This window comes from Streptomyces sp. NPDC002232 (assembly GCF_042890295.1).
GTDB lineage: Bacteria > Actinomycetota > Actinomycetes > Streptomycetales > Streptomycetaceae > Streptomyces.
Window position 1 is genome coordinate 155,957 of the sequence record NZ_JBIARV010000004.1, and the last position, 14,195, is coordinate 170,151.

Sequence of the window (14,195 nt, forward strand, 5' to 3'; positions counted from 1 at the left end):
CGGTGGCCACGGGGCCGGCTCAGGGGATGCCCGGGGGAGTCCCGCCGGACGGGACGGATCCGGACGTGCGCGCCACGGGGTGGCCACGCAGCCGCCACATGGCGGCAGGGAGGGGTCTAGGAGACTGGTCCGCGCTCGTGCGGGATCCGCTCACCGGCCTCGACCGCGACGGGCAGCCGGTTCTCGGCCGGTGGCAGCGGGCAGGTCGCGAAGTCCGTGTAGGCGCAGGGCAGATTGGTCGCCCGGTTGAAGTCGAGCACGACCTCGTCGCCGGACCCCGGGCTCTCCACCGTGAGGTTCCGGTTCGCCGCGTACGTGGTGACGCCGGAGGTCTCGTCGGTGAACAGCAGGGTGAGGCTGCCGGGCGCGTGTCCGTTGAACGCGGTCAGGCTCAGCTCCTGCCCGTCGAGCCGGAAGACGACCCGGCCGGGAGCGTCGTACACGTGCTGGAGCCCCTCGACGGAGGCGCCGACCGTCGTCGGCCGGGGCTCGTCGAAGGCCTCGTACCGGCCGGTGACGACCCAGCGCGGATCGGGCTCGTAGGCGGGCGTCCCGGAGAAGGCGACGCGCAGCGCGTGGCCGGGGTCGCGCGGGCGGATCACGTCGTTGCCGCCGCGCTTGGCGACCTCGATCACGGTGTCGCCCCAGACGGCGTCGACGCCGCCGCGCTCGGGGATGACGCCGAAGACGTGCCGTCCGCGGACCGGCGCGCCGCCGACGACGAGTTCCTCCCCCTCGCCGAGCTCCACGACGACGCCCTCGGGCCCCGTCGTCCAGGCCCCGGGCGCGCCGGGGAAGGTCTGCGGCTCGTCGGAGAGCCAGTGCAGACCGGTGATGGCGAGGAAGCCGTGCTCCGAGGCGAGCCGGGCGTCCTTCTCCAGGTGCCACTTCTCCCACGCGGCGGCGAACAGCCCGGGGTCGGCGTCGGTCGTCTCGGGGACGGCGGAAAGGTCACGGACGCTCATGCGTCTCCTCCTGCGGGAGTGGATGGTGAGGGATGGGCGCGCGGTCGTGCGAGGTCCGCCAGGAGCGGAGGGCACGGGGGAGCGCGGGGCAGGACGAGGCCGTCAGGGGGCGCCCGGGAGCCACCGGGGCGAGCGCGTCGATGTCCGGACGCCGGGTCGGGGCCTCGGTGTCAGCGGGAACACGCCATGGTCGTGACGCGCACGTAGTCCACGTGTCGGCGCGTCACGAGAAGGCTCATGCGCCCAGGAGAACACACCTCCGCCGCACGGCGCCAGTACCTCCCGCCCGCGCGGTGCCCCCGGCTCCGCCCCGGTCGCCGGATGCCGACGATGCCGCCGAAGCGCTCCGGAGACCATGAACTCGATTCAGCGGCGGGAGAGTTGACCCACAGCTCTACTGTCGCACTGAAGGTTCGGCGATCTCGTCGGCGTCCGTGGGACATGTACTTCGAGGAGCCTTCGGCCGAGGTCCCGCCTCCTGAGCGGATCCATGCCTGGCGGCCGTGGCCGGAGTGGGTCACCGCGCCCCTGAACGACGGCATCGAGGTGTTCGCTGTGCCGCGGCGATTGACCCGGGCGCTGGCCGGCGCGACCACCGCCGAGCTGGAAGAGCTCACGGCCCGCTGGACCGCGCGCCTCCGGTCCGAGGACGGGGACGACATGACCGACGATGATCTCCTGGCGGTCCTGCGGGGAGTGGCCCGGCTCGCCGCGTCCGCGGTGAACACGGGGGGTGGCCTCTACTGCTGGAGTCTCTGACCTCCGACGAGACGGGTTCGGCCAGGACGACGCGGAGGCGGTTCCGCTCAAGGGGAGCGTCAGCCCCGTCCCGGCCGCGGCCGGATCCGGCCCGATGATCTGTGCGGTATCCGTGGGAATCGAGCGGAATCGCACGGAGATGTCGTGGGCTCTGATCGTTTCCGCATGATGACCTCGCGGGCATGAACACACGTACCGGACTCGCGCTCGCGAGCGCCGCCCTGACCGCCCTCGCCGCCACCGCCCCGACGGCGCCGTCCGCGTCCGCCGCAGGCCCCGAGCCGACCCCGGCGCCACTCGTCACCGCCGCCGACGCGGTGCCCGGCCAGTACATCGTGACCCTCGACGCGACCGCCGACGCCGAAGCGGTGGCCGGGGAGCTGGGCCTGCGGCCCACGTTCGTCTACGACAGCGCCCTCACCGGCTTCGCGGCCCCACTGACCGGCGATCAGCTGGCGGCCGTCCGGAGCACCCCGGGCGTGACCTCGGTGGAGGAGGACGCGGTGGCCGCCGCACCGCCCCGGCCGGTCACGCCCTCCGCCTCCCGGGGTCCCGCCGCCGGCTGGGGCCTGGACCGGATCGACCAGCGGCAGCTTCCGCTCGATCAGGACTTCACCACCCGGGGCACCGGCGCCGGCGTCACCGCGTACATCCTCGACACCGGCATCGACTACGGCCACACCGAGTTCGGCGGCCGTGCCGAGGCCGGCTTCGACGCCGTGGGCGACGGACGCCTCGGCCAGGACTGCAACGGCCACGGCACGCACGTCGCGGGCACCGTCGCCGGCGCCACCTACGGGGTGGCCCGGGAGGCCGCCCTGGTCAGCGTCCGCGTGCTCGGCTGCGACGGGCGCGGCACGTACTCCGGCATCATCGCCGGACTCGACTGGGTCGCCAGGAACGCCCGTCACCCCGCCGTCCTGAACGCCTCCCTCGGCGGCGACAGGTCCGCGGCCCTGAACGACGCCGCCACCGTGCTCCGGGCCGCCGGCGTGCTGCCCGTCATGGCGGCGGGCAACTCGGCGAAGGACGCCTGCGAGGTGTCCCCCGCCTCGGCCGACGGGGTGCTGACCGTCGCGGCCTCCGACATCGGGGACCGGCAGGCGTCCTTCTCCAACCACGGCCCCTGCGTGGAGATCTTCGCGCCCGGCCAGGACATCGTCTCGGCACGCCTCGGCGGCGGCTCCCTCACCGAGAGCGGCACCTCCATGGCCGCCCCGCACGTCACCGGCGTCGCCGCGCTCTACGAGGCCGAGCACCCCACGGCGGGCCCGGACGAGGTCGCCGCGTGGATCGACGCGCACGCGACGGAGGGAGTCCTGAGCGGAGTCGCAGCGGAATCGCCCGACCGGCTCCTGTTCACCGACGGCCTGTAGAGGACCACCCGGAGGCACGCACGCCCCCGCGCCCCGGTCACGAGCCGGGGCGCGGGAGCGAGCCCGGCGGCCCGGGCGGGGATGCCGATTCCGGCCGCTAGACGGCGGACTCGAAGGTGCGCAGCAGATCGGCCGCCACGCTCACGGCGATCGTCGCGGGCTCCTTGCCGGTGATGTCGGCCAGGCCGATCGGGGTCTTGATCCGGTCGATGACGGCCTCGTCGTGACCGCCCTCGGTGGCAAGCCGCCTGCGGAACCGCGACCACTTCGCCGCCGACCCGATCAGCCCGATCGAGCCGAGGTGGCTCGTGCGCAGCGCGGCGTCGCACAGCGCCGCGTCCTCGGCGTGGTCATGGGTCATGATCAGGACGTGGGTGCCGAGCGGCAGTTCGTCCAGGACCTCCTCGGGCAGCAGCGGCGTGTGGTGCACCCGCACCTGGGCCACCGCGTCCGCGAGGACGCCGAGCCGCTCCTCGGCCAGGGTGTCGGCGCGGCTGTCGACCAGATGGAGATCGAGGTCGTGCCGGGCCAGGATCCGTGCCAGTTCCAGACCGACGTGCCCGACGCCGAAGATCGCCACCGCCCGTACCACCGGCAGGGGTTCGAGCAGCACCGACACCGTGCCGCCGCAGCACTGGACTCCGTGGCGGTTGGTCACCTTGTCGTTGAGGGCGAAGTCGATGAGCTCGGGCTCCGCCGCGGTCGCGGCGATCATCTCCCGGGCCCGGTCGATCGAGACGGCCTCCACGTTGCCGCCGCCGATCGATCCCCAGGTCTCGGTCCGCCCGACCACGAGCTTCGCGCCGGCGTCGCGCGGGGCGTGTCCGCGCACGGCCGCGACGGTCACGAGCACGCCGGCCTCCCGGCGTGCCCGCAGCCGCGCGACCGCGGCGAACCACGTCATGTCAGGCACTGCTGAGCGCTTCCGCACCGGCCCCGACGGTGGCCGCTCCGCCGCTCCGGCGGGCGGCCTCGATCGCCCAGTAGACGGCCTCCGGCGTCGCGGGCGAGGCGAGTTCGACACTGATCCCGCCCGGTCCGAAGGCGGCGGCGGCCTGGCGCAGCGCCTCCCGCACGGAGAAGGCCAGCATCAGCGGGGGCTCGCCCACCGCCTTGGAGCCGTAGACCGCGCCCTCCTCGCGGGCGTTCTGGAGGAGCGTGACGTGGAACTCCTCGGGCATCTCGGAGAAGCTGGGCAGCTTGTACGTGCTCGCCGCCTGCGTGAGGAGGCGCCCCCGGTGCGGCCCGTCGCCGGCGTCCCAGCGCAGGTCCTCCAGCGTCAGCCACCCCGCGCCCTGCACGAAACCGCCCTCGACCTGACCGATGTCGATCATCGGGGACAGGCTGTCGCCGACGTCGTGCACGATGTCCACCCGTCGCACGCGGTACGCGCCGGTGAAGCCGTCCACCTCCACCTCGGCGGCGGCGGCGCCGTGCGCGAAGTACTTGAACGGCGAGCCGTGGAACGACTTCGCGTCCCAGTGCAGCCCCTCGGTCCGGTAGAAGCCGGCCGCCGACAGCTGCACGCGCTGGAAGTACGCGGTGCGCACCAGCTCGTCCCAGCCCAGCTCCGCGTCACCGCCCAGGCCGCGGGCGACGCCCTCGACGATGCGCACGTCCGAGGCGTTGGTGCCCAGCCGCGTCGCGGCCACCTGGAGCAGCCGGTCGCGCAGCTGCTCGCAGGCGTTCTTCACCGCCGCGCCGTTGAGGTCCGTGCCCGCGCTGGCGGCGGTGGCGGAGGTGTTGGGCACCTTGTCGGTACGGGTCGGGGCGAGGCGGACCTTGTGCAGCGGGATGCCCAAGGTGGTCGCCGCCACCTGGAGCATCTTGGTGTGCAGGCCCTGGCCCATCTCGGTGCCGCCATGGTTGATCAGGACGGAGCCGTCCTTGTAGATCAGCACCAGCGCGCCGCCCTGGTTGAAGGCGGTGAGGTTGAAGGAGATGCCGAACTTGAGGCCGGTCAGCGCCAGGGCCCGCTTGGTGTGCGGATGCGCGGCGTTGAACGCGGCGATCTCCCGCCGACGGTCGGCGAGGCCGCCGCTGGTCTTGACCTGCTCCCAGACGGCGGAGATCCGCTCCGGCTGGACGACCGGCTGTCCGTACGGCGTCGTCTGGCCCGGACGGTAGAAGTTGCGCTCCCGCAGCTCCGCCGGATCGAGGCCGAGCAGCGGTGCGCACCGGCCCATGATGTCCTCGATCACCAGCATGCCCTGGGGGCCGCCGAAGCCCCGGAAGGCCGTGTTGGAGACCTTGTTGGTCCGGGCGATCCGGCCGGTGACGCGGGCGTGCGGCAGCCAGTACGTGTTGTCGATGTGGCACAGCGCGCGGGCCACCACCGGCTCGGACAGGTCCAGGCTCCAGCCGCCGTCGGCGGTCAGCGTCGCGTCGAGGGCCTGGATGCGGCCCTCGGTGTCGAAGCCGATCCGCCACGCGGCGTGGAAGCCGTGCCGCTTGCCGGACATCGTCAGGTCCTGGGTGCGGTTGAGCCGGACCCGGACGGGCCGGCCGGTCAGCAGCGCGCCGAGCGCGGCGACGGCGGCGAAGCCGTGCGGCTGCATCTCCTTGCCGCCGAAGCCGCCGCCCATCCGCAGACACTGCACGGTCACCTCGTGACTGTGCAGGCCGAGCACGTGCGCGACGATCTCCTGGGTCTCGGAGGGGTGCTGGGTGCTGCTCTGGACGAACACCTGGCCGGACTCGTCGATGTGGGCGAGTGCCGCGTGCGTCTCCAGGTAGAAGTGCTCCTGGTCGGAGAACTGGAGCTCGCCGGTGAAGACGTGGGCGGAGTCGGCGAAGCCGGCGTCGACGTCGCCGGTCTCCATCACCGGCCGGGCGCCGTGGAAGCTGTCGGCGGCGATCGCCTCCGCCAGGGTGATCACGGAGGGCCGTTCCTCCAGGTCCACCTCGACGGCCGCCGCTCCGAGCCGCGCCGCCTCCAGCGTCTCGCCGAGGACCCAGGCGACGGCGTGTCCGTGGAACATGACCTCGTCGGGGAAGAGCGGCTCGTCGTGCTTCATCCCGGCGTCGTTGACGCCGGGCACGTCGGCACCGGTCAGCACCCGCACCACGCCGGGCACGGCCAGCGCGGGCGCGGTGCGCAGCGCGGTGATCCGGCCGTGGGCCTTCATGACCTGGACCGGGTGGGCGTGCAGCACGTCCTTGGTGCGGTGCACCAGGTCGTCGGTGTAGAGCGCGGTGCCGGTGACGTGCTGGGTGGCGCTCTCGTGCGGCACGGAGAGGCCGACGACAGGCTTCTCGGGACGTTCGGACAACTGGCTCATGACGACACCGCCTCGGTGGTTCGCGCGTACAGCTTCAGCAGGCTCTGGCCGAGCATCGCGGAGCGGTAGGCGGCACTGGCCCGGTGGTCGTCCATCGGCGTGCCCTCCTCCCGCAGCACCGCGGCCGCGGCCTCGACGGTCCCGGCCGTCCACGGCCGGCCCTCCAGGGCCGCCTCGGTGGCGAGCGCGCGGATCGGGGTGGCGGCCACGCCGCCGAGCCCGATCCGCGCCGTGCGGACGATCCCGTCCTCGACGTCGAGGGCGAACGCGACGGCGACGCTGGAGATGTCGTCGAAGCGCCGCTTGGCGATCTTGTGGAAGGCCGTGACACGCGCCAGGGGAAGCGGCACGCGCACGGCGCGGATCAGCTCCCCGGGCCGGCGCACGCTCTGCCGGTAGCCGGTGAAGTACGCGGACAGCGGGACCTCCCGCTCGCCGTCGGCGTCGGCGAGCACCACCGACGCGTCGAGCGCGAGCAGCGCCGGCGGACTGTCCCCGATCGGGGAGCCGGTGCCCAGATTGCCGCCGAGGGTGGCGCCGTTGCGGATGAGCCGCGAGGCGAACTGGGGGAACAACTCGGCGAGCAGCGGTACTTCGCCGTCGAGGCGGCGCTCGATCTCGGTGAGGGTCAGGGCGGCGCCGATCTCGACGTGGTCGGGGCCGACGCGCAGGTCGCGCAGTTCGGGGAGGCGGTCGACGGCGACCACGCAGCCGGCGCGCCGGGAGCGGATGTTCACCTCCACGCCCCAGTCGGTGGAGCCGGCCACCACCACCGCGTCGGGCCGCTCGCGGAGCAGCCGCAGCGTCTCCGGCAGGGTCTGCGCGCGGACGAACTCGGCGTCGCCGCGGGCGTACCGGGTGGCGACCGGTGCGGGCGGGGCCAGTTCGCGGCGGCGCGCGAGGGGGTCCTCGTCGGTGGGCGTGCCGACGGCGAAGGCCGCGTCGCGGATCGGGCGGTAGCCCGTGCAGCGGCACAGGTTGCCGCTCAGCGCGTGCAGGTCGAAGCCGTTCGGGCCGTGCTCGGCGTGCTCGGCGTGATCCGAGCCGTTTCCGCCGTCCGTCTCCGGGTGGGGGCGGCGGCCGGGCCGGTAGTACTCGGCGGCCATGCTGCACACGAACCCCGGGGTGCAGTAGCCGCACTGGGATCCGCCGCGGACCGCCATCTCCTCCTGCACGGGGTGCAGGGTGGGCGGGGTGCCCGGTGCGCCGGCGGTGGCGAGGCCCTCGGAGGTGACGATCTCCTGGCCGTCGAGCGAGGCGGCCGGGACGAGGCAGGCGTTGACCGCGACCCAGTCGGTGGGCGCGTCCACCCCGGGGCGGGCCACCAGGACCGAGCAGGCGCCGCACTCGCCCTCCGCGCAGCCCTCCTTGGTGCCGGTGAGGCCGCGCTCGCGCAGGAAGTCCAGCACCGTGGTGTGGGGTGCGGCCGGTGCGAGGGGTGTCTCCTCGCCGTTGACGGTGATCCGCGCCTCTACCATGACGGGCCCTCGATTCGGTGCGCGATGGGTCGATTGCTCATGTTCGCCAAGGTCGGGCAGCTTTCTGTGCTCGGACGCGCCGCGGGACAGGGTCGGGCGCGGAACGGCACGCGACGGTGGCGTGCCGGGAAAGGTGTGGGGAAACGCTCGGCGCGCCCCGAGAGGGGCGCGGGGGACGGCGTGGTCAGCAGCCGTGGGCGATGCGTCCCGGAACCCAGACCGTGATGTGGGCGAGGCGGGTCAGGTCGGAGCTGGTGTTCATCCGCCGGTCGCCTCCTCTCGGTCGTCGTGGGTCGACGCAGACCCGCAAATTAATGCCCGGCGATCACGGCGGTCAAGAGCGGTCACCCCGGGCGCCGACCGCCCGACGGACCCTGAAGCAACGACCCATTGCAACGTGGCATTGCGTTAAGGGGCAGTGTCATTGCATCAAAAATGCCGCTCTGAAGTGCAGTTACGGCTTCATCTTGATTGACCGGACCATGAACGCAACGTAGCTTTCGTGATGCTTCGAACAACCGATGCCGCGAGATCGAGGGAATGGCCATGAGCGAGACCGTCCACACCGTCACCGATCTGCCCACCGAGCGCCCCGCCGGCTGCCCCTTCGACCCGCCGGCGCGGCTGACCGAGGCCCACGCGCACGGCCCGATCAGCCGCTACACCCACCCCGGCGGCAAGCCGGGCTGGATCGTCACCGGACACGAGCAGGTCCGCTCGATCCTGGCCGACCCGCGCTTCAGCTCCCGCAAGGACCTCATGAACGTGGTGGACTTCGAGCTGCCGCCGGCTCCGCCCGGCGAGTTCCTCCTCATGGACGAACCGGAGCACTCGCGCTACCGCAAGCCGCTCGTCGGCAGGTTCACCGCCCGGCGGATGCGTCTGCTCACGGAGCGCGTCGAGCAGATCACCGCCGCGTGCCTGGACGCCATGGAGGCGGCCGGCCCCTCGGCGGACCTGGTCACCGCCTTCGCCAAGCCCATCCCCACCATCGTCATCTGCGAGATCCTCGGCGTGCCGTACGAGGACCGGGACTCCTTCCAGGAGCAGATCGACACGTTCATGAGCGGGGGCACGAGCGACGAGGAGCTGATCGCGGCCTACACCGCCACCCAGGAGTACCTCGCCCGGCTGGTCGCCGCCAAGCGCGCGAACCCCACCGACGACGTGCTCAGCGAACTCACCGACAGCGACCTGACCGACGAGGAGCTCAAGGGGATCAGCCTGATCCTGCTCGCGGCCGGCTTCGACACCACGGCCAACATGCTCTCCCTCGGCACCTTCGCCCTCCTGCGGAACCCGGACCAGCTCGCCGCGCTGCGCGCCGACCCCGCACTCGTCGACCGGGCCGTCGAGGAGCTCCTGCGCTATCTCACCGTCGCCAAGACCTTCATGCGGACCGCCCTCGAGGACGTCGAGATCGGGGGCGTCGTCGTCGAGGCCGGCACCACGGTCGTCCTCTCGTACCACACCGCCGACCGCGACCCCGAGCGCTACGCCGACCCCCACGCGCTCGACCTGCGGAGGGACGCCGGCGGGCACCTCGCCTTCGGCCACGGCATCCACCTCTGCCTCGGCGCCCAACTGGCCCGCGTCGAGATGCGGGTCGCGTTCGCCGCGCTCCTCGCGCGCTTCCCCACGCTGCGCCTGGCCGTCCCGGCCGAGGACGTCCCGCTGCGCCCGGAGACCGCCGACATCTTCGGGGTGAAGAGCCTCCCGGTCACCTGGGACGCCTGACGGCCGTCAGCCGATCCGGTGCTCCGCCCAGAACGGACCGAGGTCCGTCGCGGTCGCCGCCTGCGCCGCGCGCCGGAAGTCCGCGGTGGTCGCGACGCCCAGCCAGTGGTCCCGCACGTACCCGCGCAGCACGGCGGCCATCCCCGGGCCGCCCAGGACGCGCTCCAGGTCGTGCAGGGCGCAGGCGCCACGGCCGTAGACGACCCGGACGTACTCCGCACGGTGACCGTCCGCGTAGTAGCCCATGGTCCGGGTGAGGCCCGCCGTGTCGCTGGGCCACATGCCCTGGTCCTCCCAGCAGCCCGCGGTGTCCTCCCCGGCGTACGACTGGTTCGCGTACTGCGCGAAGGACTCGTCCAGCCACGGCGCCGTGAACTGGTCGTTGCCGACGATGCCGTAGAACCACTGGTGGGCGATCTCGTGCACCACGGCCGATCCGTCCGGCTCGGTCCACAGCAGGACCAGACCGGGGAACTCCATGCTGCCGAAGTCGTCGAGGTGGTCGCTCATGACGAGGTCCAGCTCGCCGTACGGATAGCGCCCGAACCGCTTCCCGAAGGAGTCGACCGCCCCGGCGCCGTCCCTCAGCCCGGCGGCGACGCCCGCCGGGGACGTGGTGGCGGTCCAGTACGCGTTCAGCCGCACCCCGCCCGGCGTGGTCACCCGCTTCGACCGGAAGGGGCCCGCCGCCCAGGCGAAGTCGCGCACCCCGCGGGCGACGCTGGTGCTGACGGTGCGGCCCGGCGCGCCCGCGCGCCGGGCCGTGGTGCCCGTCGCGGGGACGACGAGCGCGGCCGGGTGGTCCAGTACGACCCGGAAGTCACCGGCGAGGCTGTGGAAGCTCTCCCCGAAGCCGACGTCCGGGTCCAGGTGCCGTCCCCGCGCGTCCCGCACGGCCAGCAGCGGCAGCGCGTTGCCCAGGAAGCGGTACGCGCCGTCCCGGCCGAAGCGGTGGACGCGGTCCGGGACGGCGATCGCGAGGTCGAACGAGACGCGCGCCCGCGCCCCCCGCGGCAGCGGCTCGGGGAGGTCGATCCGCAGCGCGGTGCAGCCGACGGCCGGCGGCCGGGGGGTGCCGCCGGCGACCCGGCTCACCCGGACCGGGGACGGCGCGCCCGGCGCCCCGCAGCCGTCGGTGCCGTTGCCCCACAGCCGTACGTCCACCGAACGCAGCGCGGTCCGGGAGGCGTTGCGGAACGACACCGTCTGGCGGCCCGTCCAGTGCGAGCCGTCCGCGTCCGCGCGCAGCCGTACGTCGTAGGAGGGGCGGTCCGGCGTCGCCGCGGGTCCGGCGGCGCGGTCGCCCACGGGTTCCTGCGCCGCGGGCCCGGCGGCGCGGTCACTCACGGGTTCCTGCGCCGCGGGGGCCGGGGAGGAGAGCGACAGGACGGCCACGAGGGCGAGCAGCGGCGCCCGCCAGTTCCTGAGCGAGGTCATGCCGAGCACGCTAGGACGCCCGCACGGCCGGACGGGCGTGTTCCGCGCACGCCCGGGCCGGCGGGCGGGCGCCGCCCGGTCCGTGGCGCGTCGGCGGGTCCGTGGCGCGTCGCCGGGGCGGCCGTGGCTCGTCCCGGTCCCGGGTCCTTCGCCTGCCGGTCCCGATGTGGCACGGTGAGGACATGCCGGTTCCCGTGATCCTCGACTGCGATCCCGGTCACGACGACGCGTTCAACATCCTCCTGGCCGCCGCGCACCCCGCGATCGACCTGCTCGCGATCACCACCGTCGCGGGCAACCAGACGCTGGAGAAGACCACGCTCAACGCCCGCCGGGTCTGTTCGGTGGCCGGGATCCGGGGCGTGCCCGTCGCGGCGGGACGCGACCGGCCGCTGCACGGCCCGCCCCGGGTCGCCGGGAACATCCACGGCGAGTCCGGTCTGGACGGGCCCGGCTTCGCGCGGGACGAGCCCGACGTGCCGCTCGACCCGCGGGACGCCCTCACCCTCGTGCGGGACACCCTCCTGGCACACCCGGCACCGGTCACGCTCGTCCCCACCGGTCCCCTCACGAACATCGCCGTCCTCCTGCTCGCCCATCCCGAGCTCGCCGGACGGATCGAGCGGATCGTGCTCATGGGCGGCTCGACGGGCCGGGGGAACACCACGCCCGCCGCCGAGTTCAACGTCCTCTGCGATCCGGAGGCCGCCGACATCGTCTTCCGCAGCGGTCTCCCGGTGACCATGTTCGGCCTCAACGCGACCCACCAGGTCCGGGCCACCACCGAGGTCGTCGCCCGCATCGCCGCGCTCGGCACCCCGCTGAGCGCGCTCTGCGTCGACCTGCTGACCTACTTCGCGTCCACCTACCGCGAGGTGTACGGCTTCGACGCGCCCCCGCTGCACGATCCGCTCACCGTCGCCCACCTGATCAACCCTTCGCTGGTCAGCCTGGTACGGGCCGCGGTGACCGTGGAGCTGAACGGCACCCACACCAGGGGCGCGACCGTGGTGGACCTGCACGGGGTCACGGACCGCCCGGCGCTCACCGAGGTCGGCATGGAGGTCGACACGGAGGCCTTCTGGGACCTGATCGTGGAGGCCGTACGCGTGCTCGGCGGGCGAACCGCGGAGTAGGGAATGCCGTGTCGAAGGGGCGCCGGGCTCGACCGGACACCCACTAGCGTCCGGCCGAAGGGGCGCCGGGCTCGACCGATACCCCCTAGCGTCCGGCGAGCCGCTCCAGGAGCGTGGTGCTCCGGGCCAGCAGGGCCCTCTCCTCGTCGCTGAGTTCGGCCTCGATGGCCTGCGCGAGCCAGCCGGCCCGCCGGCTCCGCTCGGCCTCCAGCGCGGCGCGCCCCGCGTCCGACAGCTCGACCAGCGCCTTGCGGCCGTCCGTGGGGTGCGCGCGGCGCGTGACCAGGTGCTGCTCCATCAGGAGTCCCACCGCGCGGGCCATCGACTGGGGCCGCACGCGCTGATCGGCGGCGAGGTCGCTGGTGGTCATGGCGCCGTTCCGGTCGAGCGCGCCGAGCACGGCGGCCTGGCCGAGCGGAATGCGGTCCTCGTCCTTGACGCGTCGGGTGAGCTTGCCCATCGCGGTGCGCAGTTCGGTGGCGATGGCGGCGGCGTCCGGGGTGGGCATACGGCACTTTACCCCGGGGTTCGCGCCCCCGGTGCGGCTGACCTGCACCGACATGATGTACAGCAGAACTGAACAGAGAAACTGAACAGCATTGCTGTAGAGTCTGGTGCTGCCGGGCCCGGCGCCGACACGGACGCCACCGGGGCCGCGGCACACGACCACGGGGAGGAACCACCATGCCCAGCACGGAATCCACGACCGTCGACGCCACCGTCGAGACCGTCACCGCCCGCAGCGTCCTCGACAGCCGGGGCAACCCCACCGTCGAGGTCGACGTCGTCCTCACGGACGGCTCCCTGGGGCGGGCGGCCGTCCCCTCCGGCGCCTCCACCGGCGCGCGGGAGGCCCTGGAGCTGCGGGACGGTGACGCGGCGCGCTGGCACGGCAAGGGCGTCGACCGCGCTGTGGCCCACGTCGCCGGCGAGATCGCGGCGGCCGTGCGCGGCCGGGACGCGGCGGACCAGGCGGGTCTCGACGCCGCCCTGATCGCCCTCGACGGCACGCCCGGCAAGTCCCGCCTCGGCGCGAACGCGATCCTCGGCGTCTCCCTCGCCGCCGCCAAGGCCGCCGCCGCGGCCCACCGGCTGCCGCTCTACCGCTACCTCGGCGGGCCCGACGCCCACCTCCTGCCGCTGCCGATGATGAACATCGTCAACGGCGGCGCCCACGCCGACAACCCGCTGGACTTCCAGGAGTTCATGATCGCGCCCGTCGGGGCGGACAGCTTCGCCGAAGCCGTCCGCATGGGCAGCGAGGTCTTCCACACCCTGCGCCGGGACCTGCTGGCCGCCGGGCACTCCACGGCGGTCGGCGACGAGGGCGGCTTCGCGCCCGCGCTGCGCACCGCCGAGGAGGCGCTCGACTTCGTGGTGTCCGCCATCGAGCGCACCGGCTACCGCCCCGGCACGGACATCGGCCTCATCATGGACCCGGCCTCGTCGGAGTTCTTCCGCGACGGGGTGTACGACTACGCCGGAGAAGGGGTGCGCCGCACCCCCTCCGAGAACGCCGACTACCTGGCCGAGCTGATCGACGCCTACCCGATCGTCTCCATCGAGGACCCGATGGCGGAGGACGACCTCGACGGCTGGCGCGAGCTCACCGCCCGCGTCGGCGACCGCTGCCAGCTCACCGGCGACGACGTGTTCTGCACCGACGAGAAGCTGCTCGGCGAGGGCATCCGCACCGGCGTCGGCAACTCGGTCCTCGTCAAGGTCAACCAGATCGGCACCCTCACCGAGGCGCTCGCCACCGTGGCCACGGCGCACCGGGCCGGCTGGACCGCCGTCATGTCCCACCGTTCGGGCGAGACGGAGGACACCACCATCGCCGACCTCGCGGTGGCGACCGGCTGCGGCCAGATCAAGACCGGCTCGCTGTCCCGCTCCGACCGCACGGCCAAGTACAACCAGCTGATCCGGATCGAGGAGGAGCTGGGCGAGGCGGCGCGCTACGCGGGCGGCGCGGCGCTCCGCCGGGCCTGACGCCCCACGGAGGAGCGGCGCCCCCACCCTGAGG

11 protein-coding genes are annotated in these 14,195 nt (G+C 73.6%); 5 read left to right on the forward strand and 6 right to left on the reverse strand.

Annotation, left to right across the window (positions count from 1 at the left end; all coding sequences use genetic code 11):
• Nucleotides 1-116: 116 nt before the first annotated feature.
• Nucleotides 117-965 (reverse strand): DUF1684 domain-containing protein, encoded by an 849-nt coding sequence (locus ACFYXU_RS18750; RefSeq protein WP_376513208.1) that lies wholly within the window; start codon nucleotides 963-965, stop codon nucleotides 117-119.
• Between the two features lie 555 nt (nucleotides 966-1,520).
• Here ACFYXU_RS18750 and ACFYXU_RS18755 point away from each other — a divergent pair.
• Nucleotides 1,521-1,724: a hypothetical protein gene (locus ACFYXU_RS18755; protein ID WP_389458674.1), complete on the forward strand. Its 204-nt coding sequence runs from the start codon at nucleotides 1,521-1,523 to the stop codon at nucleotides 1,722-1,724.
• A 182-nt stretch (nucleotides 1,725-1,906) separates the two neighbouring features.
• Nucleotides 1,907-3,100 carry a S8 family serine peptidase gene (locus ACFYXU_RS18760; RefSeq protein WP_389458676.1) on the forward strand — a complete coding sequence of 398 codons (1,194 nt, stop codon included), beginning with the start codon at nucleotides 1,907-1,909 and terminating at the stop codon, nucleotides 3,098-3,100.
• A 97-nt stretch (nucleotides 3,101-3,197) separates the two neighbouring features.
• Here the strand turns inward: ACFYXU_RS18760 and xdhC are convergent, their stop codons facing one another.
• Genes xdhC through ACFYXU_RS18775 form a run of 3 tightly spaced genes read right to left on the reverse strand, consistent with a single transcriptional unit; the run spans nucleotide 3,198 to nucleotide 7,859 of the window.
• Nucleotides 3,198-4,004, reverse strand: coding sequence for a xanthine dehydrogenase accessory protein XdhC (gene xdhC, locus ACFYXU_RS18765; protein ID WP_361391057.1), 807 nt, complete (start codon nucleotides 4,002-4,004; stop codon nucleotides 3,198-3,200).
• 1 nt (nucleotide 4,005) lies between these two features.
• On the reverse strand, nucleotides 4,006-6,381 hold the full coding sequence (gene xdhB, locus ACFYXU_RS18770; RefSeq protein WP_389458678.1) for a xanthine dehydrogenase molybdopterin binding subunit: 2,376 nt from the start codon (nucleotides 6,379-6,381) through the stop codon (nucleotides 4,006-4,008).
• A complete protein-coding gene (locus tag ACFYXU_RS18775) occupies nucleotides 6,378-7,859 on the reverse strand; it encodes a xanthine dehydrogenase small subunit (RefSeq protein WP_376513215.1) in 1,482 nt (493 codons plus the stop codon). The genes xdhB and ACFYXU_RS18775 overlap by 4 nt, the downstream gene beginning before the upstream one ends.
• Before the next feature lie 546 nt (nucleotides 7,860-8,405).
• Between ACFYXU_RS18775 and ACFYXU_RS18780 the strand changes: the two genes are divergently transcribed.
• Entirely contained in the window at nucleotides 8,406-9,596 is a 1,191-nt protein-coding gene (locus ACFYXU_RS18780) for a cytochrome P450 (protein ID WP_376513217.1), read from the forward strand.
• 6 nt (nucleotides 9,597-9,602) lie between these two features.
• Here ACFYXU_RS18780 and ACFYXU_RS18785 read toward each other — a convergent pair whose 3' ends face one another.
• Nucleotides 9,603-11,033 carry a M1 family metallopeptidase gene (locus tag ACFYXU_RS18785; RefSeq protein WP_389458680.1) on the reverse strand — a complete coding sequence of 477 codons (1,431 nt, stop codon included), beginning with the start codon at nucleotides 11,031-11,033 and terminating at the stop codon, nucleotides 9,603-9,605.
• Nucleotides 11,034-11,215: 182 nt separating this feature from the next.
• On the opposite strand from ACFYXU_RS18785, the gene ACFYXU_RS18790 reads away from it, so the two are divergent.
• Complete coding sequence (locus ACFYXU_RS18790) at nucleotides 11,216-12,169, forward strand: nucleoside hydrolase (RefSeq protein WP_389458682.1); 954 nt, start codon at nucleotides 11,216-11,218, stop codon at nucleotides 12,167-12,169.
• A gap of 85 nt (nucleotides 12,170-12,254) precedes the next feature.
• Here ACFYXU_RS18790 and ACFYXU_RS18795 read toward each other — a convergent pair whose 3' ends face one another.
• A complete protein-coding gene (locus tag ACFYXU_RS18795; RefSeq protein ID WP_329852589.1) occupies nucleotides 12,255-12,677 on the reverse strand; it encodes a MarR family transcriptional regulator in 423 nt (140 codons plus the stop codon).
• A 176-nt stretch (nucleotides 12,678-12,853) separates the two neighbouring features.
• Here ACFYXU_RS18795 and eno point away from each other — a divergent pair, with 176 nt between their 5' ends.
• The gene (gene eno / locus ACFYXU_RS18800; protein ID WP_389406049.1) at nucleotides 12,854-14,161 is read left to right on the forward strand and encodes a phosphopyruvate hydratase; all 1,308 of its coding nucleotides are present in this window, start codon (nucleotides 12,854-12,856) and stop codon (nucleotides 14,159-14,161) included.
• The last annotated feature ends 34 nt before the right edge of the window (nucleotides 14,162-14,195 follow it).

Excerpts from the sequence above, each read along its gene's own strand:
- ACFYXU_RS18760 (WP_389458676.1), top strand. The coding sequence starts at position 1,907 with ATGAACACACGTACCGGACTCGCGCTCGCGAGCGCCGCCCTGACCGCC.
- xdhB (WP_389458678.1), bottom strand. The coding sequence starts at position 6,381 with ATGAGCCAGTTGTCCGAACGTCCCGAGAAGCCTGTCGTCGGCCTCTCC.
- ACFYXU_RS18750 (WP_376513208.1), bottom strand. The coding sequence starts at position 965 with ATGAGCGTCCGTGACCTTTCCGCCGTCCCCGAGACGACCGACGCCGAC.
- xdhC (WP_361391057.1), bottom strand. The coding sequence starts at position 4,004 with ATGACGTGGTTCGCCGCGGTCGCGCGGCTGCGGGCACGCCGGGAGGCC.
- ACFYXU_RS18785 (WP_389458680.1), bottom strand. The coding sequence starts at position 11,033 with ATGACCTCGCTCAGGAACTGGCGGGCGCCGCTGCTCGCCCTCGTGGCC.
- ACFYXU_RS18795 (WP_329852589.1), bottom strand. The coding sequence starts at position 12,677 with ATGCCCACCCCGGACGCCGCCGCCATCGCCACCGAACTGCGCACCGCG.
- ACFYXU_RS18775 (WP_376513215.1), bottom strand. The coding sequence starts at position 7,859 with ATGGTAGAGGCGCGGATCACCGTCAACGGCGAGGAGACACCCCTCGCA.
- ACFYXU_RS18780 (WP_376513217.1), top strand. The coding sequence starts at position 8,406 with ATGAGCGAGACCGTCCACACCGTCACCGATCTGCCCACCGAGCGCCCC.
- ACFYXU_RS18790 (WP_389458682.1), top strand. The coding sequence starts at position 11,216 with ATGCCGGTTCCCGTGATCCTCGACTGCGATCCCGGTCACGACGACGCG.
- eno (WP_389406049.1), top strand. The coding sequence starts at position 12,854 with ATGCCCAGCACGGAATCCACGACCGTCGACGCCACCGTCGAGACCGTC.